The sequence below is a fragment of the Paraburkholderia sp. UYCP14C genome, from assembly GCF_004197395.1.
In the GTDB taxonomy this organism is placed as follows: domain Bacteria; phylum Pseudomonadota; class Gammaproteobacteria; order Burkholderiales; family Burkholderiaceae; genus Paraburkholderia.
The window spans coordinates 173,285-195,508 of the sequence record NZ_SELS01000006.1 but is presented as its reverse complement, the minus strand read 5'-3'; the positions used below and the strand labels follow the sequence as shown (position 1 = coordinate 195,508).

Annotated in this window: 20 protein-coding genes; 14 read left to right on the top strand and 6 right to left on the bottom strand. The window is 58.9% G+C overall.

Features of this window, described 5'->3' with window-relative positions:
• The first annotated feature begins 467 nt into the window (after positions 1–467).
• The 9 genes from EVC45_RS07920 (at position 468) to EVC45_RS07880 (ending at position 9,423) form a co-directional block, all read left to right on the top strand.
• Entirely contained in the window at positions 468–1,430 is a 963-nt protein-coding gene (locus EVC45_RS07920) for a transporter (RefSeq protein WP_129957455.1), read from the top strand.
• A gap of 363 nt (positions 1,431–1,793) precedes the next feature.
• A complete protein-coding gene (locus EVC45_RS07915) occupies positions 1,794–2,534 on the top strand; it encodes an SDR family NAD(P)-dependent oxidoreductase (protein ID WP_129957454.1) in 741 nt (246 codons plus the stop codon).
• An 80-nt stretch (positions 2,535–2,614) separates the two neighbouring features.
• On the top strand, positions 2,615–3,487 hold the full coding sequence (locus EVC45_RS07910) for an ABC transporter substrate-binding protein (RefSeq protein WP_129957453.1): 873 nt from the start codon (positions 2,615–2,617) through the stop codon (positions 3,485–3,487).
• Between the two features lie 146 nt (positions 3,488–3,633).
• On the top strand, positions 3,634–4,215 hold the full coding sequence (locus EVC45_RS07905; protein ID WP_129957452.1) for a flavin reductase: 582 nt from the start codon (positions 3,634–3,636) through the stop codon (positions 4,213–4,215).
• A 38-nt stretch (positions 4,216–4,253) separates the two neighbouring features.
• Entirely contained in the window at positions 4,254–5,807 is a 1,554-nt protein-coding gene (locus EVC45_RS07900; protein WP_129957451.1) for a 4-hydroxyphenylacetate 3-hydroxylase family protein, read from the top strand.
• A gap of 100 nt (positions 5,808–5,907) precedes the next feature.
• Positions 5,908–6,498 (top strand): malonic semialdehyde reductase, encoded by a 591-nt coding sequence (locus tag EVC45_RS07895; protein ID WP_129957450.1) that lies wholly within the window; start codon positions 5,908–5,910, stop codon positions 6,496–6,498.
• 31 nt (positions 6,499–6,529) lie between these two features.
• Complete coding sequence (locus EVC45_RS07890) at positions 6,530–7,420, top strand: FAD synthetase family protein (RefSeq protein ID WP_129957449.1); 891 nt, start codon at positions 6,530–6,532, stop codon at positions 7,418–7,420.
• Positions 7,421–7,437: 17 nt separating this feature from the next.
• On the top strand, positions 7,438–8,508 hold the full coding sequence (locus tag EVC45_RS07885; RefSeq protein WP_129957448.1) for a maleylacetate reductase: 1,071 nt from the start codon (positions 7,438–7,440) through the stop codon (positions 8,506–8,508).
• Between the two features lie 84 nt (positions 8,509–8,592).
• A complete protein-coding gene (locus EVC45_RS07880; protein ID WP_129957447.1) occupies positions 8,593–9,423 on the top strand; it encodes an intradiol ring-cleavage dioxygenase in 831 nt (276 codons plus the stop codon).
• Between the two features lie 87 nt (positions 9,424–9,510).
• Here EVC45_RS07880 and EVC45_RS07875 read toward each other — a convergent pair whose 3' ends face one another.
• The 5 genes from EVC45_RS07875 to EVC45_RS07855 all read right to left on the bottom strand — a co-directional run bounded on the left by EVC45_RS07875 (position 9,511) and on the right by EVC45_RS07855 (position 15,862).
• Positions 9,511–10,455: a LysR family transcriptional regulator gene (locus EVC45_RS07875; protein WP_129957446.1), complete on the bottom strand. Its 945-nt coding sequence runs from the start codon at positions 10,453–10,455 to the stop codon at positions 9,511–9,513.
• A 618-nt stretch (positions 10,456–11,073) separates the two neighbouring features.
• Positions 11,074–11,340: a hypothetical protein gene (locus EVC45_RS07870; RefSeq protein ID WP_129957445.1), complete on the bottom strand. Its 267-nt coding sequence runs from the start codon at positions 11,338–11,340 to the stop codon at positions 11,074–11,076.
• A 48-nt stretch (positions 11,341–11,388) separates the two neighbouring features.
• Complete coding sequence (locus EVC45_RS07865; RefSeq protein WP_168991427.1) at positions 11,389–12,846, bottom strand: efflux transporter outer membrane subunit; 1,458 nt, start codon at positions 12,844–12,846, stop codon at positions 11,389–11,391.
• Entirely contained in the window at positions 12,843–14,450 is a 1,608-nt protein-coding gene (locus EVC45_RS07860) for a DHA2 family efflux MFS transporter permease subunit (protein ID WP_129957443.1), read from the bottom strand. Before EVC45_RS07860 ends, EVC45_RS07865 begins: the two co-directional genes overlap by 4 nt.
• On the bottom strand, positions 14,447–15,862 hold the full coding sequence (locus EVC45_RS07855; RefSeq protein WP_129957442.1) for an HlyD family secretion protein: 1,416 nt from the start codon (positions 15,860–15,862) through the stop codon (positions 14,447–14,449). The genes EVC45_RS07860 and EVC45_RS07855 overlap by 4 nt, the downstream gene beginning before the upstream one ends.
• Before the next feature lie 420 nt (positions 15,863–16,282).
• On the opposite strand from EVC45_RS07855, the gene EVC45_RS07850 reads away from it, so the two are divergent.
• From EVC45_RS07850 to EVC45_RS07830, 5 genes are all read left to right on the top strand, one after another.
• Entirely contained in the window at positions 16,283–17,476 is a 1,194-nt protein-coding gene (locus EVC45_RS07850) for an alpha/beta hydrolase family protein (protein WP_129957441.1), read from the top strand.
• A gap of 193 nt (positions 17,477–17,669) precedes the next feature.
• On the top strand, positions 17,670–18,647 hold the full coding sequence (locus EVC45_RS07845; protein WP_211193387.1) for a fatty acid desaturase: 978 nt from the start codon (positions 17,670–17,672) through the stop codon (positions 18,645–18,647).
• A complete protein-coding gene (locus EVC45_RS07840; RefSeq protein ID WP_129957439.1) occupies positions 18,644–19,522 on the top strand; it encodes a cyclopropane-fatty-acyl-phospholipid synthase family protein in 879 nt (292 codons plus the stop codon). The genes EVC45_RS07845 and EVC45_RS07840 overlap by 4 nt, the downstream gene beginning before the upstream one ends.
• Positions 19,519–20,232 carry a Phenylacetic acid catabolic protein gene (locus tag EVC45_RS07835; RefSeq protein WP_129957438.1) on the top strand — a complete coding sequence of 238 codons (714 nt, stop codon included), beginning with the start codon at positions 19,519–19,521 and terminating at the stop codon, positions 20,230–20,232. Before EVC45_RS07840 ends, EVC45_RS07835 begins: the two co-directional genes overlap by 4 nt.
• A 10-nt stretch (positions 20,233–20,242) precedes the next feature.
• On the top strand, positions 20,243–21,130 hold the full coding sequence (locus tag EVC45_RS07830; RefSeq protein WP_168991425.1) for a serine aminopeptidase domain-containing protein: 888 nt from the start codon (positions 20,243–20,245) through the stop codon (positions 21,128–21,130).
• A 54-nt stretch (positions 21,131–21,184) separates the two neighbouring features.
• On the opposite strand, the gene EVC45_RS07825 is transcribed toward EVC45_RS07830, so the two are convergent.
• The gene (locus EVC45_RS07825) at positions 21,185–22,156 is read right to left on the bottom strand and encodes a LysR family transcriptional regulator (RefSeq protein WP_129957436.1); all 972 of its coding nucleotides are present in this window, start codon (positions 22,154–22,156) and stop codon (positions 21,185–21,187) included.
• Positions 22,157–22,224 lie beyond the last annotated feature (68 nt).

Here is a 22,224-nt window from a genome sequence, read left to right as displayed (position 1 = left end):
TTCGGAATACACGGTGCCCCTGCCAAATCCCGAGCCTTCTCCATTGCGGGCGGGTAGTTGGTCTGTCCGATACCGGGAGAAGTGAAATGTCCTACGCCAAACTATCACGACAAAAGCCGCCCCGCGGACTCAAGCACGAGTACGCGTTGTTCTGCGCTTCACGTCGACATTCAGGTGCAGTCGAGACTGCGGCGAGTAACCGCCGCACAAACCTCCCGACAGGTGAACAGTGTCTCCCCGATGCGCTGCCTCCACCCGATTGCCAGATCTCCGGCCACGGGAACCGAATCCCACCGCGTCTTTCAGGCGCAATCTAGTGCCTCTCGTTAGAGAAAGCGTACACGCCGTTTTGGACTTTCCGGCTGACGGGCGATACGCACGCTTTCTTTAGGGCACTTCATTTTCAGTCCAACCAGTGAGATACACCAACGGCGCCGTGCGTTCCCGCCGGGCGCGAAGGGGAAGGTATGCCTTTTTTCGAGTCTCGCGGATTCCGTCGCTGTGTCGGCATCCCGCTTATAGCGAGCGGCGCGGTTACATCATGCTGCTGGGTGGATGCCGTCCATGCGACGGAAGGAGGCGGGACCAATTATCCCGTCGGCGTGAACACGTTGCTTCCGGGCATTCAGCCCGCGCCTGGTAACCACATTTATGTTTACCTGCAGGATTACGAAGCGACGACTTTCGAAGGAAACAATGGTGACCCGTCAAGCAGCGTATCGAATTTTTCACTTCATGCACAGGCTGCGGCATTCCGCTTGTCGCATGTCTGGCGAGACGTGACATTGTTCGGCGCTACGCTCGAGTCACGGACCAACATACCATTCGTGAATCTCGATATGCACTTCGACGCATTAACGCCAAAAGGTTCGGTCTACAAGAGTGGCCACGCGACGGGTCTGTCCGATATGACCGTTGGGCCGTTGTTCCTCGGGTGGCATGTCGGCAATCTCCATCAGGTGGCAGGCCTTGAATTCTTTCTTCCGACAGGCAGTTACGACCCAGGCCGGCTAGTGAATCCAGGTCGCAACTACTATTCGATGCAGCCGAATTACGCCGTTACATGGTTGCCGACACCGAAAATCGAATTCAGTGCGCGGGCACTGTACAGCGTGAATTCCGTCAATCACGCAACCGACTATCACTCCGGGAATGAATTTATCGTCGACTACAGCGCGGGGTATCGCTTCACGCCAATGTGGCAGCTCGGGGTGAGCGGCTACTTCTACAAACAGGTCACGGACGATACGCAGCACGGGCAGTCAGTCAATGGCAATGGCAACCGCGGGCAGGCATTTGCGGTCGGCCCCTCCATTGCGTACGGCAACCGGAAGTTCTCTGTGGCACTCAAGTACCAGCGCGAAATGCTGGTCCGCAACCGGCCGGAGGGAAATCGGGTCTGGCTGCAGGTCTACGTGCCGTTCCAATGACGATATCTGGTCGAGGGCACGCGGTACGTCGTATTCGCAATCGAATCATCCCGCCAATCATCGAACCCTGACGAGCAACGCAAGCCGCATTCTGCTACGGAATAGTGTCTATGACGCCGCGCCCGTAGAGCTGGAAATCCGAACGAGGTACTGTAGATAACAGAGAGGCACGTAATGAACTTGCGATGCAGTGAGTGAAATAAGTGTCTGTACTTTCGGAATACTGAGTTGTTGGGCGACGCATCATTACTGACCAGAGAGAGGAGTCGTTTCACTCATGTTCGTAACATATTTTCTTCACGGGGAGCCATGCACGTGCTCCAGCAATGAATATCCAATCAGTCTTGAAACGGAGGTGATCTCATGGCTGTCGCACTAATCACCGGGGCAAGCCGCGGTATCGGCGCAGCTATTGCGACCGCTTTGGCACAGCAAGGCTACAAAGTCGTCGTCAACCATCGCAATAGCGCGCCGCAGGCCGATGATGTCGTGGCTGCGATCGCTGCCGGCGGCGGAGAAGCGATGGCGATTAAAGCCGACGTAACCAGACCCGACGATGTCTCCGACATGCTCCAGCGGATCAGTGAGCGCTGGGGCGGAGTCGACGTTCTTGTACACAACGCGCTCACACCGTACGACGTCACGTCGTTCGCCGACCTTAGCTGGGAACAGCTCGGTGGCAAGTTGGACACTGAACTGCGTGCCGCCTTTCTCGTAACCAAGGCCGTTGTGCCGGGCATGATGTCTCGTGGACATGGGCGGCTGATCTATCTGAGTGCCCTGCTGTCGCGCCGACCGCGTGGCGGAATGATCACGCTGGGCACTGCCAAGGCGGCCCTCGACCAGTTCGTGCGCTATGTCGCTCTCGAATTGGCGTCGCACGGAATCACCGCCAACCTCGTTGCGCCGACCACAGTGGAAGGCGCGACCTCGGCGGGTCTGATTTCCCCGGAACGTCTGAAGACAATCGCCGCATCGATACCCATGGGCCGGCTTGCGCGCCCCACTGAAGTGGCCAATACAGTGGTCTACCTGGCAAGTGACGCATCAGGCTTCACCACTGGGCACTACCTTCCCGTAAGCGGCGGTTTTGGAATGGAGTGAACGACGAGCGTCCGGATCAAATCCACGACTCAGCGAAGCACCGTTTCAAATCCGTCTGATTGTCCTGACAGGAGTTTAAATTGGCAAAGCTCTCAATCGATCTGACTTATGTCGGCGCTGGGATTCACGAAGAACTGATCGCGCATGTCGCCGATCAGGAGGGATATTTCGAAGATGAAGGCGTTCACGTTGCGCTGCGTGACGGCGCCGTTTGGAAAACCGAACGTGTGCGTGCCGGTGCAACGATCGGTCTTGGCCGCGCGCTGTTGTCACGAATGACCGATGGTATCCAATGGACAGCTCTGAGCGTCAACACGCACCGACCGCTCTTCTGGTTCGTCGGCGCTAACGGCGTGAAGTCGATGGAAGACCTACGTGGCCGTCGACTGGCGGTGCACGGGGCGCGAACCGCTCCGGGCGTCTTCGCGCGGATCGTGCTGCGCAAGCACGGATTGGATCCCGATCGCGACGTCGAGTGTGTGGAACGAATCCCCGGCGACTACCAGATGGATCTGCGACGCCTGCGCAACGGATCGATCGACGCTGCTTACGTGGGTAGCACGTTATCGGCTGAACAGATCGCCGGCGAAGAGGGTTTCTCTGTACTTGCATGGGTTGGCGATCACTTCCAGATACCCACCGTGGGGCTGGCGGTGGATCCCTCGCGCATCGCACTCGACGACCCAGCGCTGCAGGCGCTTGTACGTGCCTACAAGCGTTCCCTGAAAACGATCGCCGAACAACCCAGCCTCGCAGTCGAACACATCTCTTCGATGTTGGGCCGACTGACCCACACGGAAGCGGAGCGGCACTACGAGCGGTACATTCGCCAGCACTTCACCTCAGACGGACGCGTTGACCTGAAGGTCGCCAAAGAAGGGGTGGCCGCCGTCGCCGCTGAACTCGGGGTCGCTGCGGGGAGTGCCCACGAGATGTACCTCGCGACTTTGTAATCGTGTCATGAAGTAGACCGGGACGGGTTGGAATAGGCGAGCAGTACCGAGTCGCATCTCTTCGCTTCCCGGTTTTTGAGGCGCAATCCACTCCATGAAAGTCTGGAATCGCAGCCCCAATAACATTCGATTTGGAGACACGCGTCATGCCTAACACACAGAAGAGACGAGAGTTGGCATCGCACTCGGCAATTGCCACGCTGCTGCGAAACCTGCCGGCCACGGCGGCTGCGGACGTGAGCGCGACCGACTTCAGGGAGGCACTTTCCAGAGCGATCACACCTGTGACGATTCTGGCCACCGATGGCCCCAATGGTAAAGCTGGCGTTACCTGCTCCGCGGTCTGTTCAGTATGCGACACGCCTCCGACTGTGCTGGCATGCGTAAACCGGAAGAGCTTCGCCAATGGCGTCATCAAGGCGAATGGAGTACTCACCGTCAATTGGCTAGGTGCTGAACAGAGCGAACTATCCCAGCTTTTTGCCGGAGTCGGTGCACTGTCGATGCAACAACGGTTTGACGGCAGCGAGTGGGGAACGCTCGCAAGCGGCGCACCATATTGCAAGCAAGCACTGATGACGCTCGACTGTCATCTGGTCGATGCGATCGAGGTTGGCACGCATAGTCTTCTGTTCGCCCGCGTCATCGCAACCACTAAATCGGACGAGTGCAATCCGCTGGCTTACTATCAGCGCGCCTATGTGACGACTCAACCCGCAATGTGTTAACCAGCGGTCTTTTCAATTTTAAACGCAAAGGAATACTCATGATCCGAACCGGTCGCCAATATCTCGAATCCCTGAACGACGGGCGTCAAGTCTGGGTGGGAAACGAAAAGATCGATAACGTCGCCACGCACCCGAAAACGCGTGACTATGCGCAGCGCCACGCAGATTTCTACGATTTGCATCACCGTCCGGATCTGCAGGACGTCCTGACCTATGTCGACGAGAACGGAAGGCGGCGTTCAATGCAATGGTACGGACATCACAACAAGGACCAACTCCGGCGTAAGAGGAAGTATCACGAAACGGTGATGCGCGAAATGGCCGGCGCCTCGTTTCCCCGTAGTCCGGACGTGAATAACTACGTGCTGCAGACTTACCTCGATGATCCCGTGCCCTGGGAGACTCAATCGATCGGTGCGGAAGGTTACATCAAGGCGAAAAATATCGTCAAATTCGTGAACTTCGCAAAAGACAACGATTTCAATTGCGCACCGCAATTCGTCGATCCGCAAATGGACCGGTCGAATCCGGATGCGCAGGCGCGCTCGCCGGGTCTTCGTATCGTCGAAAAGAACGAGAAGGGCATCGTTGTCAATGGTATCAAGGCGATTGGTACCGGTGTCGCGTTTGCCGACTGGATTCACATCGGCGTTTTCTTCCGGCCCGGAATTCCGGGTGAGCAGGTTATCTTCGCGGCAACTCCGGTCAACGCGAAGGGGGTGACGATTGTCTGTCGCGAAGGCGTGGCGAAGGAAGATTCGATCGAACATCCGCTGGCCTCACAGGGCGATGAACTCGACGGAATGACACTCTTCGAGAACGTGTTCATTCCGTGGTCGCACGTGTTTCACATCGGCAATCCAGAACATGCGAAGCTCTATCCGCAACGCGTTTTTGACTGGCTCCATTACCATGCGCTGGTTCGCCAGATGGTGCGCGCGGAGCTGATGGCCGGCCTTGCGGTGCTGATCACCGAGCATATCGGGACCAGCAAGATCCCAGCCGTGATGACTCGCGTAGCGAAGCTCATTGGTTTCCATCAGGCGATGCTGGCGCACGTCATCGCGGCGGAAGAACTGGGTTTTCACACGCCTGGCGGCCACTATAAGCCGAATATTCTTGTCTACGACTTTGGCCGCGCACTGTATCTCGAGAACTTCTCGGAAATGATCTACGAACTGGTCGACCTGTCCGGACGAAGTGCGCTGATATTCGCGAGCGAAAAGCAATGGAACGATGCGACGCTGAATCCGTGGTTTGAACGCCTGAACAGCGGCCCCGTCGGCAAACCGCATGACCGCCTCAAAATCGGTCGCGTCATTCGCGACCTGTTCCTGACCGATTGGGGCAGCCGTCTGTTCGTTTTCGAGAATTTCAACGGCACGCCGCTGCAAGCAATTCGCACGCTGACGATGCAGCGCGCGGAATTCTCGGGTTCGGGCCCATACGCAAAGCTCGCTCGCCGCGTTTGCGGAATCGAGTCCGAGGCCGATGACAACAGCGACTACAAAGCGACAGCAGACTACGCCAAGGCGCTTGATTCGGCACGGCACCAGGAATCGCTGGCACTCAGCGGCACCATGGCCATCTGAAGCGCGGTCAACCCGGTTTCACCGGTGATAAGAACGGCATGCAATGCGAGTACCGTGCGTCGGGCACGGTACCGTTTCTCTGATAGAAGGTGACAGAACCATGGTGGATGAAGACTTCCTGGATCGCGTTTTCCGCAAGGGACGTAGCCAGAACGGATGGCTTGCGGAGCCCGTGTCCGACGAGCAGTTGAAGCAGGTGTACGACTTGATGAAGTGGGGTCCCACGTCTGTCAATTGTTCACCGGCGCGGATCGTGTTCGTGCGTAGCGAAGCCGCTAAGGCAAAGCTGAAAGAGGCGCTCAGCCCGGGAAATGTCGAGAAGAGTATGACGGCGCCGGTGCTGGCGGTGGTCGGCTATGACACTCGTTTCTATGACGATCTGCCGCGACTCTTTCCGCACAATCCAACGGTAAAAACGTGGTTTGAAGGCGAGGCCAAGGCCGGATTCGCCGAAACAACGGCTTTCCGCAATGGGACGCTGCAGGGCGGCTATCTGATCGCGGCGGCACGCGCCGTCGGTCTCGACTGCGGGCCGATGTCGGGTTTCGACAATGCGAAGGTCGATGCCGCAGTGTTCGCCGGGACGTCGATCAAATCGAACTTCATTTGCGGCCTCGGGCGCGGAGATCCCTCCCGGGTCTTTCCTCGCAGCCCGCGGCTCTCTTTTGAAGAGGCGTGCCGGCTGATTTGATTCACGCTTGAATGGGTTACGGGAGTCTTCCATGATAGTCATCTCCGATCCAGGCGCATTCAGACTATCCACGTCGGTGGTGTCGGTCGGAATGTTCGACGGCGTTCACCATGGACATCGACATGTGCTGGGGAAGTTACGAGAACGAGGATTGGCCTCGCAACTTCCCACCGTCGTGGTCACATTCGATCCTCATCCGCTTGCCACATTGCGTCCTGCCTCCTGTCCTGCGTTTTTGTCGACGCTCGAAGGTCGCATGTCGCTTTTGGCGTCAACTGGCCGTGTTGACTATTGCGTGGTTCTAAGATTCGACCGGACGCGAAGTGAGGAATCGGCAGACGAATTCGTGGAGCAAACCCTGGTGAGAATGCTGGGCATGCGCTCACTTGTCGTCGGCGAGAATTTTACCTGTGGCAGAGGTCGGCAGGGGGATACAGATTATTTGGGAAAGCTCGGTGCCCGGCTGGGGTTCGATGTCTTTCCCGTGCCGCTGCAACGGAATGCGAGTATTGCGAGTGGAGCGCATTGTTCGTCGAGCGAGACGAGGCGGTTGATTCAGCGGGGCGATATTGTCGCTGCAAATGCAATGCTGTCTCGTCCGCACGAATTATCTGGAACGGTATACGGCTTGATGAAAACTCCCTGGCGTGCAATAGACGTCACCGTGCCTGCCGATATGTGTTTACCCCCAGCGGGAGACTACGCGGGAACGGTAAAAAAGCGGGACGTCGTAACGCCATCGATCGGCGCCATCCTGCAAGTTCGGGAGCAACAGCCGGAACGCGACGGCCACGCCGTTCGCGTGCTTGTCGACGGAACCACAGAGATCGCAGTCGGTGACGCAATGACCGTTCAATTCCTCGATAGAGCGAAGGTGTTTGCGAACTGCGCTGCGATCGCCACGACAGTCGATCTGAGGTAACGGAGACAACTACTATCATGAACGAATTCGTTTATACGAGCCATTCTCAGCGGGTTGTATTCGGTGTCGGGGCTTTGAGCCGGCTCGAAGCGGAAGTTGATCTGCTTGGCGCGCGTCGCGCCCTGATACTCGCGACACCTGATCAACGGGAGGACGCCGAGCGGATCGCAGCGATTCTCGGCGTGCGGGTGGTGGGCGTGTTTGCGAAAGCGGCAATGCATGTACCTATCGAAATTGCCCGCGAAGCACGCGAGACAGCACGCCGTCTCGACGCTGACTGTGCTATCGCAATCGGTGGTGGATCGACGACGGGACTGGGAAAGGCCATCGCACTGGAGTCGGACTTCCCGATCCTCGCTATCCCTACGACCTATGCCGGCTCTGAAATGACGCCGATCTACGGCATAACCCAGGCTGGGTTGAAAAGGACCGGTCGCGACAGCCGTGTGATACCGAAGACGGTGATCTACGATCCCGAACTCACCTATTCGTTGCCGGTATCCATGAGCGTCAGCAGCGCAATCAATGCGATTGCTCATGCGGCGGAAGGCCTTTACGCGGTGGACGCCAATCCGATCAAGGATTTGATGGCTAGCGAGGGCATCGCCGCCATTGGACGAGCACTGCCTTTACTGACATTGGATGCCGACGATGCAACCGTACGGCGAGCAAGATTCGACGCACTCTATGGCGCATGGCTATGTGGATCCGTGCTAGGGGCGGTGGCGATGTCTCTGCACCATAAGCTCTGCCATACGTTGGGCGGTAGCTTCGACCTGCCGCATGCGGAAACGCATACCATCATCTTGCCCCACGCATTGGCCTATAACGCGAAAGCCGCCTCGCGTGCAATGGAGCGAATCGCTCGTGCCCTTTACGGCACCAGCGCACCCCAAGCCGTTTTCGACCTCGCGAAAAGGAGCGGCGCACAGTTGGCACTGAAAGATATTGGAATGAAAGAGTCGGATCTCGACAAGGCATGTGAGGTTGCGCTGCAGAATCAATATCCCAATCCTCGGGCACTAGAAAAATTGGCGATAAGGCAATTGCTACAGGACGCCTACGACGGAGTGCGACCGAAAATGTAATTGGACGATTCGCGGCAAGCGGTGTGAGGAATCATTCTTATCGCCTGAAAGCGGTTAAACATGCAACGATCAATGGAGTCAAAGATGCGCAATCTTGACGAGCAAACTGTCACACAAGCAGTACTCGATCTCCTGGCCGGTACACCGGATCCCCGTTTGAAGTTCATCCTCACGAGCCTCATCACGCATTTGCACGACTTCGCCCGCGACGTCAAACTGACCGAAGCGGAGTTGCGCGCGGGGATCTCATTTCTGACTCAGACAGGACAAAAGTGTGACGACAAACGCCAGGAGTTCATCCTGTTGAGCGACGTGCTCGGACTGTCGATGCTGACCGTCGCGATGAACAACAGGAAGCCGCGAGGTTGCACGGAATCGACCGTGTTTGGCCCATTCCACGTGGAGGGCGCGCCTGAGTATGCAAATGGCGCTGACATCGCCAATGGAGCCATTGGCGAGCCTTGCCTCGTGCGAGGCACCGTGAAGGATCTGCACGGTGCGCCGATTGCGGGCGCGGAGCTCGAAGTCTGGCAGGCCGACGCCACGGGCAATTACGACGTTCAGTACCCGAACCTCGAGACCCACCAGGGGAGGGGCGTGCTCAGGTCACAGGCGGACGGTAGTTTTGAGTTTCGTACCGTGGTCGCTGTCGCATACCCAATTCCTGCCGATGGCCCGGTGGGCGATTTGCTGCGTGCTACCGCGCGACACCCGTGGCGTCCCGCTCACCTTCATTTCATGATCAAGGCAAAAAATTATCAGACGCTGGTCACGCATGTATTCCGAAACGGGGACCAATATCTGGATTCCGACGCAGTGTTTGGAGTTAGACAAACGTTGGTTGCGGACTGGGTCAAGCAGCCAGAAGGCGGTTACACGTTGAATTACGATTTCGTCCTGAATCCCGTCGGTTAAGCCATTCCGTACGCGCATCATTCTGGTGGTGCGGTTGCGCTGGCGTTGCAATCCCGGCGGGTTTCCGTTCAATGAGGATCTGGCTGCCTAGGACCGGGGCGGCGTCGAAAACAGCTTGCGAAAAGTATTCCGAAGCCATTGATTGCCCGGCTCGAGGTGACATCGATCGTGCCAGTACTGGGCAATTTCCAGTCTTGGCAGTTCGATCGGCGGCTCGACCAGTTGCAGGTCGAGATCGTCGCACATGGCAACGGCGAGGCTTCTTGGCACTGTGGCAATGACATCGGAGTGTTTTGCTATCAGCGCCGCCGATGTAAAGACGGGGACGCGACACACGATGTTCCTGCTCGGTACCGCGGACTCGATGAGCCGCTCGACTGCAAGGTGTTCATGCCCGGTACCGAGTGCCGATACGAGCGCATGCTTTTCGGCGATAAACTCTGCTCTGCCTGGATGAGTACCGATGCGCGGGTGGTCCTTGCGCGTCACGCTCACGTAGGTCTCGGTCCACAGCGGCACGCGCCGGATCCCCATTGTCAGGGAAGGGAACGAGCCGATGGCCAGATCGACGAGGCCTGATTCGAGCCAGAGGTCCAGGTGCTGAGCGTCGCAGGGAATCGACTGAACGCATATGCCCGGTGCTTCCGTCGCGAGGTAGTTCAGGAGAGTTGGGAAAATCTTGATTGCCCCCGCATCGACCAGAAAAAAGCTGAACTTACGCGTGGAGGTTTTAGGGTCGAACGATGCGTACTCCGAGCGGAGAGCGCGAATGTTCTTTAATATCGATCTCACTGGTTCTGTGAGTTCCTGCGCCTTGGGTGTCGGCTCCATGCGCAGCCCAACGCGCACAAAAAGCGGGTCGCCAAAATACAGTCGAAGTCGCGCGAGTGTCTTGCTCAGTGCGGGCTGCGAAAGATTGAGTACGCGCGCAGCTTTGGTGAGGCTGTGTTCGGTCAAGAGGACATCGAATACTTGCAGATGGTGAAGATCGAGCTCGACGTCGCCCTCACTTTTTTGTGGAATAGTGTCCATATGGCAGAAGCCCTATCAATTCAGATCCGATCTGACCACTGTAGCTGATCCAAATATCTGTGCCACTCGGAGTAATTACTGACTTCCTGCTTTCTCTGTCAAATCGCTTTATTCCGATGTGTCGGTTTCGCGCGCTATGTGCGGAATCGCCATCCACCGCAATGACCTCGAATTTTCGTCGATTGACTCGCCGCTCTGTTCGCTCAAAACCGGGCGTTACGGGGAAGAGTGCACCGAGTTGCCATGCTCCGCACGACGCGTTACTCGACGCGGCAATTGCATCGCGTGAGCTTGCGATAGATCTGAAACGCGAGCAAACAGGTCGCGAGTCTTGGCGATCGCATGAGCGCGACTCGATTACCTCACGGTCAATCGAGAATCTTCGATGAAGCGGGGGCGCGCGAGTGCAGAGCAACTTGGCGGCCGCCATCGGCGGCGAGTTGACGCAAGACCGTCTTTGTCGAACGGCTGTGGCGCAGCGTGAAATACGAAGATGCGCCCTACGAAAGAAGCGGGCGGACAGAACTCGATCGCGTTACATTGCGACGAAGCTGATCAGTCGAAGGTGCGGGCACGGTTTGGCTCAGTCGGTCGATCGAATTCGTCTGCCGTTGTTGTTCAGTCGGCCACCACCCCCTGATGCACCGCATCTTCGTCAGCCAGCGATAGCAGGTCCTCAGTTCCGAAGAAATCGTTGGGACGTTCGTCCAGCCGGGTTCGATCCAGCCCTCCATCGCGATTGCACAGAGAGCGGAATTTGTAGGGGAACGAAGGTACCGTCCGTGGACTCGCGTCGGTCATGACTGGCTCCTGTCCTTCAACGATCGCCACTGGAGGATCGCGAAGGATGTCGTGATCGTCGACGTGGCCGCGCTTTTCGATCAATGTGCTCGCGCGAGACGCGACAGCGCCGCAAGCTCGAAGCCGGCATCTTCATCGGTACAACTGGGCCGGCGTGACGACCTCGCCCGCTTTCCAGCCGCCTCCGAGGGCTCGCACCAATTGAACGCTCGCAACGAGCGCCTGCGTGCGGTTCTGCAGCATGGCCCTTTCGATGGAGAGCATCGTGCGTTGCGAGTCCATCACGTCGAAGTAAGTGGCCAGGCCCTTGTCGAAGCGAAACCGCGCGACTGCCTCGGCACGACGGGCGGCGTCGAGGGCCTTTTGCCGCTGCTCGACGGCCGCTTCGCCCGCGGCGATTTCCGTCAATGCATCGTCGACTTCCTTGAGCGCCAGCAGCAGTTTGCTTTTGTGCGACGCCACGGCCTCCTGGTAGCGTGCGTCCGCCGCAGCCAGGTTCGCCTTGTTCCTGCCGCCATCGAAGATTGGCAGCGAAATGGCAACGGGCCCGAGCGAAAATTGCTGGCCCTCCAGCAGCGTGCGGAGCTCCATCGATGCGAAGCCGAAATTGCCCGTCAGCTTGATGGAAGGATAGAACGCCGTTTCGGCGATATTCCGATCGGCGATGGCAGCCCGGATGTGCTGGGCACTCGCCGCCAGGTCGGGGCGACGCGCGAGAATGTCCGCCGGCATACCGGGTGCGATCCTCGGCGGCGGGGGTAGCAGGAAATCCCGTTGTAAATTCGTAAAGGCAGGCGGCACCGAGAAATCCGCGATCGGCCGCCCGGTCAAGGTCGCCAGACTGTGCTCGCTCAGGTCGCGCCGCTTGCCAGCATCCGCCAGTTCGGCCGCGGCGCTCGCCACATCGGCGCGTGCCCGGGCCAGTTCCAGTTCGCCGATCAGACCTCCCTTGTACTGCGACGCCAGCACCTGCTCGGTTTCTGCGCGCGACTGCTGGAAGGCCCGCAGAATCGCCGAGTCCAATTCAGCCGAGCGCATTTGCCAATAGGACTGGACCACCTCGGCGCACAGGATGAGCATGTACGAATCGATCTCTATCCTGGCGAGCACGACCCTGGTGTCGGCCACTTCGACAGCGTTGGCCACGCGCCCCCAGAGGTCCGGCTCCCAGGCCACCGAAGCCCCGACCGAATACTGTCTGCCCTCGATGGACTGCTGTCCCAGCGCCTCGCCGAACGGAGTATACGGTGACGTGTGCAAGTAGCTGAATTCCGCGTTGGCGTCGATGCGCGGCAGCAAGCCGGCCGAGGTTGCCTTGACCTCCTCGCGCGCCGCCCGCAACCTGGCGAATGCGACATTGAGGTTGGGGTTGTTTCGCAGCGTCGCCTCGACCAGCCCAGTCAGGACGTCGTCGTGGTAAGCCTTCCACCATTCCCCTTGGATGGGAGCGGCGGCCGGGTCGCCGCCTTTGAATCGTGCAGGCGTGTCGACGGGTCCCTCGATTGGCGTCAGCGGACCCGTACTGCATCCGGCCTGCAGCAGCAGGACGAAGCAGAGAAGCAGCCAGCCCTTTTTCCTGATTGCCATCATTTGGCCCCTGCCGCAACGACCCGGTCCGACAGCCATATGATCGCGACGGACGCAGCCAGAACCACGCTCAACACGAAGAAGCAATCGTTATAAGCCATGACGAACGATTCGCGTCTGACGATGTTCGATATCGCCGCGAACGCCTGGCTGCCTGTGCCAGCAGTGTCCGCGGTGTCGCGCGAAAAAGCGGAGGACAACAGATCGACCCGTGACAGGACGCCGTCGGAGAATGCAGACACCGATTCGCCCAATCGGACCGAATGGTATCTTTCGCGCAGCGTGAGCAAGGTCGCCAGGATTGCCGTGCCAACCGCGCCCCCCAGGATTCTCGACATGTTGAACAGACTGGAGGCGGAGGACATGTTCTCCAGCTCCATTCGTACCGTGGCGAAATTGGACAAGGTCAACACGATCATCGGCTGGCCCAGGCCCCTCAAGATCTGCGAGGCGATCAGCTGGTCGCGCGCCGTGTCCGCCGTCATGGTGGAGTTCAGGAACGATGACATCGCGAAAAGCAGCAGACCCAGCGAGCAGATGAGCCGGTTGTCGTAGACCTTGGAGAACCTGGCGACGATGGGCATCATCACCATCTGGGGCGGCCCCATCCACATGATCACCATGCCGATCTGCAGGGAGTTGTAGCCGGCGATCTGTGCCAGGAATAGCGGCAACAGGAACGTGGAGCCGTAGAGCGCCATGCCGGTTGCAGTGCCAACGATGGAAGAGACCCCGAAATTGCGGCGCCCGAACAAGCCGAGGTTCACGAACGGATTTTTCCGGGACAGCATGAGGAAGATCCAGATGCTCAGGTTCACCAAAGCCGATAAAAAGAAGAATTGAATGAAGCGTGAATCGAACCAATCGCGGGTATTGCCTTCCTCGAGGTAAATGATGAGCGAGACGAGTCCCGTGGCCATGGTCGCGATGGCCAGCCAATCCGCCTGCCGGAGGATGTCCGGTTTGCGCGCGCCCCGGTCCAGCCCATATGCGAGACCCGCCACCATCACGATGCCCGGCGCCCAGTTGATAAAGAAGATGGAGGGCCATCCGTAGAGTCCCGTCAGGATGCCGCCAATCGTCGGGCCAAACGTCGGCGCGAGCGTGGTTGCGAGCATCATCCAGGCGAGCCCCGTCGTGCGCCTGGTCGCCGGCAGTCGCGTCAATAGCAACGTCATGGCCATCGGTATCAGGCCGCCGCCGGCCAGGCCCTGGAGCATCCGGAACACGATCATGCTCTGAAGGTTCCATGCATAACCGCACAAGGTCGAGAAGAGCACGAAGAGGATCGAATTCGCCAGCATGTAGTTGCGCAGGCCGAAAACGGTCATAAAAAGAGTCGTCAACGGGATGACCGTCACTTCGGCCGCCAGATAGGCAGTGGACATCCATGAGCCCTCATCCTGCGTTGCCGACAGTGATCCGAAGATTTCCTTCAAGGAGGCGTTCGTGATCTGGATGTCCAGGATGGACATGAAGACGCCGAGTGTGGCGGCCGCGACCGCGATCCAGGTCCGCCGAAGTGCGGCGTCCTCAGTCTCCGGGGACCGGGTGGCAGACCGATCGCTCGTTGTTGGCGCCGGGCTGCCGCCGAAGTGATTCTTCATGGACCACCCCGGCGCAAAGGGTGCTCGACTGCCGGCGCATCGACACGGATATAGTCGTGCCGCTGGATCGGCGGCTGCGCGGCATGACGAGCCGGTGCAGCCACACGGACGGCGGCCGCGCTGGCCGGCTGGTCCCATCCCGATTCGACTATCCGCTTTTGCATCTCGTCCGCGGTCTCGGCGCTCAACGCTGTGAGCGGCGCGCTCGTGGTTGCGACCGGCAGCGCGGCGGACTGCGTGAGCGCGTTGCCCCGCGATCTGGCTCGCGGCGTCTGTCGCTCAGCAGCAGACTCCGCAGTCTTGACGTCAGAGCCTCCCTGCACCTGCCGCAGGTCGATCTCCACCAATGCAGACATGCCCGGCATCAGGCGGTCCTTGAAGGCTCCGACGGAACCCGGCTCAAGGACGATCTTGACCGGCACGCGCTGGACGATTTTGGTGAAATTGCCGGTGGCGTTGTCCGGCGGAAGCAATGCGAAATGAGCGCCCGAGGCCGGAGAGAAACTGTCGATGCGGCCGACGAAGGTATGCCCGGGAACGGCATCGATGCGGACTTGAACTAACTGCCCCTGAGCCAGGCCGGCGAGTTGGGTCTCCTTGAAGTTCGCATTGACCCACACGCTGTCCTGCACGATGGCAAGCACCTGCTCACCTGGCTGAATTCGCGATCCGACCTCGACGTTCTTTTTCCCGATTCGGCCGCTCACAGGCGCATAGATCCTGTTGTAGTCCAGATTCTGCCGGGCTTCCTGCAAATCGGCGAGCAACACGTCCCGGTGCGCGAGCAAGGTCGACCTCGAAGCGGCGAGCGAGGCTTGCTTTGCCTGAGCGGCGGACGCCTGGTCCTTCTGCGCCTGCAGTTCCGATGCCGCCATCTCGCTCGCGGCGATCGCATTGTCCAATTCCTGTTTCGAAACGGCCTTCATGTCCTCGGCATACACCGACGCATAGCGCAATGCGTCCGCGCGCGAGTGGCGCGCCTGTACCTCGGCTCGTGACACCTGCGCGTCGGCCGCCGCGGATTCGGCAGCCGACTGCTGCACTTGCGCGTCGACCTGCTTGACGTGAGCGTCGATCTCGCCGAGTTCCGCCAGCACGTGCTGGACCTTGATCTCGTAATCGGCCCCATCGAGTTCCAGCAGCAGATCGCCGCCTTTCACCCGTTGGTTGTCGCGCACGAACACCGCGCGCACCGTGCCGGCGACGCGCGGAGAAACGAGCGTGACGTCGCCGTCGAGATAAGCATTTTCGGTCTCTTCGTAATAGCGGCTGTGCCACCACATGCGCCCCGCGACGAGCGACGCACAGACAAGGATCGTAACGATGATCCAGCGTTTCTTTCGGGAGGTCCGTCGTTCGGCGGGTGCGCTGGAAGGCAGGGCAAGCGCTGCCGGAGCTTGATTCTCAGCCATCACGGCCTCCCGGATCGCGTTCGCTCATGTGCTCTCAACAAGCCAACGCCGAAAAAGACCCCAACGCCCAACCCGGAAGATGCGGACGATTGCATCACTGGGTAGATTTCTCGGCATAAGCCTCTAACCAGATCACGGCATTGGCTGTGAGCACGCCCCTCTATTTATGTGGTTGCGATGTTTCGCGCCTCGCTCGCTCTCCTGCGTGGCACTCCGGCCGGCGGATCTCGCGCCATCTCGACACGCGCTAACGTCTGAAGTCCCGGCGCGCAACGCTGTTGGTTATCCGCGGCCTTGATAGAAATACGATCTATCGCGCGCGGAATTGAAAGTCCGGTGAATAAGAAGCGTCGGCCGTCAATTCTGAGAATGTGCGCTAGCGAACGCGGTTCACGGATCTGATTAAAAAATGGCTGCTGTTTGATCGACCAGATTAAAACTGTGGGAAAAAGCTTCCATCTCCCTGATAGGCAATCCGGCACGAATCTGCACTGGCGTTTCGTCAGCACGCAACTGCCGCGCTCCATTAGCAATGCAGGTTGGAAAGGAAATTCCGTGGAAAACCATCCGTCGAATGAGCTCCCAATCGGGACGCTGCGGCCAGGTCGCATGACCGCTATGCACAAAGGCTTCCTCGATAACCTGTACGCTTACCTCACGAATGCACGATCGAGGAACAGAACGTGTCCGTTCTTCTCGAAAGGCTGGGGAGATCCAGGCGCGATCGAGGCCGTTAAGAAGCGGCTGCTGTCGGGGCTGCCTCCAGCGGACATCACCATTCATTGGGAGACCCCATGGAGGCGGCGTGGCGATCATGCATTCCGAGACGGCAGGTTTGAAACACCGTTCTTTCAGGAGTTTCTTCCGAGTCGGTGTAAGACCGCGCACTTTCGCCTGATGCAGCCAACCGCCGATCGGTGTTACCCAATTTACTTGCATATGGCGCCCACAGGGGAAGAGGGCTATACGATTCGCGAAGACCGCATTGCGATTCCCCTGCTGAAGAAGGGAATCGGCGCGCTCATGCTCGAATATCCGTTCCAGGGAAAGCGACGCCCGGGCATAAAGACGCCTGCGCGACTCGACTACGTTTCCGATCTGCTGTTACTCGGGGGCGTCGCCATTGAAGAGGCGCGATCACTGCTCGTCTGGCTATTTAGCACCGGCTACAACCGGATTGGTGTGACCGGCGTCAGCCTGGGCGGATATCTGGCGACAGTAACGGGCGCACTAACATCATTCCCGCTAGCGATTGTTCCGTGTGTTGCCCCGCATAGCGGGGTCCCTGTATTCACCGAGGGCTTGTTCAGCCGGAGTTGCGATTGGACGAAACTGGGATCAAGTGTCGGTGGAATCGATTGCGCGAGACAAAGATTTCGAGACTTACTCAAGTTCACGGGCGTAGACACGTTTCCTCCCGGCAAGCCTACAGATTCAATCATTTCCGTGGCTGCCACCGACGATAGATTCGTCCCGCGGCATTCGAGCGAGATGATATTGCGTCATCTGTCGGGAACTGAAATACGGTGGCTATCAGGAGGCCATGTCAGCAGCATCCTTTTCCAGAAGAAGGCATTCAGAGTCGCTCTTGCCGACGCGATTTACAGGCTTTGAGCCCAAAACGCATTTGCGCAATTTCCGCCAGGGAGTCGATGGCAATGGCCAGCCAGAAGTTTGCAAGATTAGAAGGATGAATCATTGAAGCACGGGTGGTTCAGTTCGTCTTTAGAAGCAGAAGGGATGTGTCGGTGATCTTGGCAGCAGGGTTATGCGACGCGAGGTGCGAGTGGAGCAAGGGGGTATGCACATGGACGGAAACTCGAAACGTTCAGGCACGCAAGGCAAGCTCAAAGTGAGCGCAGCGGAACGATATGCTTCGGCTGTACGCGTTAAGACTTCTCGCGAGTTACGCGCAGAGCGGATCATTCTGATCGGTCTTCTGGGGTTCCCGTTCCTCGGTGTGCTGGTCGGCGCTGGACTGCTATGGACGAACGGCATCTCGGCTCTCGACGCTGCACTGTTCGTATCTCTATATGTGTTCACCGGACTCGGGATCAGTGTCGGATTTCACCGACTCTTCACTCATCTGAGTTTCAGATGCCCGCGATGGATTCGAGGCGTGTTCGCAATCGCCGGATCGCTCGCCGTGGAGGGACCGTTGATCCGATGGGTTGCCGACCACCGTCGACATCATCAGTATGCCGATCGCGCTGGAGACCCTCATTCGCCTCGCCTTGGCGGAGCCGGTGCGATCGATCTCGTTCACGCCCATGTTGGCTGGTTCTTCGCCCATGACATGGCCCGCGCAAGTTACTTCGCAAAGGACCTGCTCGACGACCCGATGATTCGCAGAATCGATCGCCTTTACCTCGTCTGGATGTTCCTCACGCTGGCCATCCCGACCTTGATTGGCTTCGCATTCACCGGGACGGCGCGGGGGGCGTTCTCCGCTTTCATCTGGGGAGGGCTGATTCGAGTTTTCTGCGTTCACCATTCGACATGGCTGGTCAATTCAGTGTGTCACACCGCCGGCTCTCGACCCTATCGTTCGAACGACGGGAGCACGAATAACCTGCTCGTCGCTTTGTTGACGTTCGGAGAAGGGTGGCATAACAACCATCATGCGTTTCCGGGCAGCGCGCGCCACGGCTTCAGGATCTGGCAGATCGATGTCAGCTGGTGGGTCATTCGGAGTCTCGAGTTGATGGGCGCCGCAAGCGATGTGCGTGTCCCCGATTCTCGTCAGTTGGCACGCAGGAAAATCCAGACCAAGGAGGCGCAATGACTCAGTTCGCTCAGACCAGCCCGGGTGCTTCACCGGACGCGATACAGTTCCACTACGACGTATCAAACGACTTCTATGCGGCATGGCTCGACTCCACGATGACCTACTCGGCGGCCATGTTCGATTCGGGCGATGTCGGTCTCGAGCAGGCACAGACCCGCAAGCTCGACTATCACCTGGAGAGCGCTGGCGCATCGGAGGCAGGGCGGATCCTGGATGTTGGCTGCGGCTGGGGCTCCCTGCTCAAACGCTGCGCTGACTGGGACGTCGGGCACGCAGTGGGGCTGACTTTGAGTCGCGCGCAGCAAACGTACATTGAAGGGCACGCTTTCCCAAACGTGGAAGTCCGGCTCGAGAGCTGGTGCGACCATTCATCGCCAACGCCGTACGACGCAATAGTTTGCATCGGCGCGTTCGAACACTTTGTCAGATTCGAGTTGTCAGCTACCGAGAAGATTCGGGCGTATCGCGACTTCTTCAAGTTCTGCCGGGCAAATCTGAAGCCCGGCGGAAAGATGTCTTTGCAGACGATCACCTGGGGAGCGCTACGTGCGGAGCAGGTGCATCCGTTTATCACGAACTCGATCTTTCCCGAATCGAACCTCCCGTACCCGTGGGAGATCTTTCAGGCGGCAGATCGCGTGATGGAAGTCGTGCAATGTAGAAACGATCGGCTCGACTACGCGAAGACCTGTCGGCTCTGGCTGAACCGGCTCATAGAGAACCGAGACGCCGCAGTCCACGCGGCGGGGGAGGAGAAGGTGGACCAGTACCAACGCTTTCTCAAGATGTCGGCCGCGGGCTTTGAGACCGGTGCGCTCCACCTGTACCGCCTTGTATTGCAGTGCCCTGGAACACAGGAGAAAAGAGCATGAACACCATCGTCGAAACTCCGCAGCAACTGGCAGAGATGCCTCAAGACTACCGTGACGTGCTCCTCCATCAGATGCTGGCGCATACCGAAGGCGAACTGATGGGGGTAGCGGAATATCTCCGGATCTCTCACATCGCACCGACAGCCCTCGAGAAAATGTATTGCTACGAGGGCGCCAGGGACGAAATGCGGCACTACATTATCAGCGCCGAGGTTCTTCATGCCATCGGTGTCGACACCGGGTACATGCTCGAGCAGGATTCGGCACGCGCGGCCTATCCTCAGGCCTGGCTCGCAGGAAAGGAGACATGGGCCGAGCGTTCGATCACTTCATATCTGGCGGAGTGGGGCGCGCTTGAAATCATCGAGGACATGGCGAGGAGCAGCTACAAGCCGTGGGCACTGATCATGCCGGAGATCATCGCGGATGAGTCACGGCATCGGGAACATGGACGGCGGAACACGGCGGAACTCTGCGAGCAGGAGGAAGGCCGCGCCGCGGTTCAGCGTGCGCTCGAGTTCATGTGGCCCGAGGTCCTCGACATGTTCGGACGCTCAAACTCAAAACGTTCATCCGTGGCGGTCGAATGGGGTGTTCGCCAGCGCACCAACGAACAGACACGAAACGATTTTGCATGCGCCGCCCGATCCGTCCTCGAAGGGATGGGACTGGTTGTCCCGCCGGATCACAAGGGACGAAAGTTCATCTAGTCGGTCTGCCGTGAGCATTCGCAAAAGACAACTCAGGTTCGATGCGCGGGATGGCCTCCGTCTCGCCGCCTCGATCTTCGAGCCGGAACGCCTGGGCGATGCTCGGGCAACCATTCTTGTGACCAGCGCAACGGGAGTAAAGCGTCATTTCTACGATAGCTTCGCGACCTTTCTCGCGGAGAACGGGTTGGTGGTGATGAGCTTCGACTATCGTGGCATCGGTGACTCGCTCCCGGGTACGCTGCGAGACTTTCGTGGCGATATCAGGGATTGGGGAGCGCTCGACCTCGTCGGCGCCGTGGCCATGCTGCGCTCAAGTTATCCAATGCTTCCACTTTTGGTAGTGGCGCATAGCGTGGGTGGCCAGATCCTGGGCTTCGCGCAGAACTCGGATCAGATATCGGGCTTACTTTGTGTGTGCGCGCAGCATGGCCATTGGGGAAACTGGCCGCTGCGCCACGGTCTTTTCTTTGCCGGACTCTGCTATTTTGCGATGCCTGCGCTTTCGCATCTCGTTGGATACTTTCCCGCCCACGCGATGAGGCTTGGCGATGATATTCCGAAGGGCATCGCGCTTGGATGGGCGAGATGGGCCCGGGATGCGACCTACCTGGATGATGTGCCTTTTGCGCCACACGATATTCCGGGGCGATCGTACAGCTTTGCGGACGACATCCTGGCGCCGGAGAAAGCGTGCGATAGCCTGTGCGTTGCCTATCCGGGCGTGAATTGGGAGCGTTGTCACATGCACCCGCAGACCTTCGAGGTGTCGAAGGTCGGGCACTTTGGTTTCTTCCGGGATCGCTTCAAGGAGTCGCTCTGGGCGCAATCGCTCTGCTGGCTCATCGCGACTGCTTCACGTGCGGAAGTGGCGCCGATAGCACTGTCCCGCCCTTAGACCAGCAAGTCGTTGCGAAATGATTTGAGAAGTGGGCTGCGCTCCGGCGCCGGCCTAATCGAGCATGATGCCCGTCTGCCTGAGCGCATCGCGCAAGCCGAGCCCTGGATACGTGCTGTCGACGACCTGCATGTCACTGCGCGTTTCCTCGATGAGCCAGTCGCGCACGTGGGCGACGATGGGCCTGAGCGGCCGGTTGGGCGGCGTGAGCAGGCAGCAGCGCCGGCTCGTCACGATCAGTTCCTGTTCGGCCGGCACCAGCGCGCCTTGCGCGAGCCAGTGCGATGTCACGGTGAGCCAGCCGAGCGCGATGCCCTGGCCCAGCAGCGCGGCCTGCACCACGATCGCGTAATCGTTGAAGCTCAACATGCTCTGCGCGTGCCGCCGCTTCGAGGCAAACGCCTGAAAGCGTTCGTGCCAGCCGCGCTCCTCGTCGTCCATGATGATGACCGTGTCGCCGTGCTCGCGGCCCGTGTCGCTTAGCGCGTGCTCGTGATAGCGCGCATTGCATACCGGCAGAAGCGTCTCCGGCATCAGCAGCACGGCGTTCTCGTCGATCTCTTCGTCATGCACGAAGCGCATCCCGAGATCGACATCGACGAGCGGGCCGCTAATGCGCCCCGATATCAATTGAAACCGCAGGTCGATCGAAGGAAACGCCTGATGCAACCGGCTCATGCGCGGCATCAGCCAGTGCGTGGTGAAGCCGGTCGATACCGACAGCGTGACGGTCTCCACGCCGGTCGCACGCGCTTCGATCTCGCGTATCGCACTCTCGATGCCGCTGAAGCCTTCGGAGATCTTGGCGTAGAGGATCTTGCCGTTTTCGGTCAGCTCGATGCCGCCCCGCACACGGTCGAATAACTTCACACCAATGTGATCTTCCATGCGCGCGAGCATCCGGCTTACGGCAGGCTGACTCACATAGAGCTCCTGCGCCGCGCGCGTGAAGTTTCCGCATCGTGCGGCCGCTTCGAACACGAACAGCGCGTTGGCGCTCGGCAATTTCCGGCGAAGGTTTGGCATGACCTGATGTTATGCCTGATCCAACAATTTGGGAATTGCCGACAAAAATATCGCACCTTATATTTTTT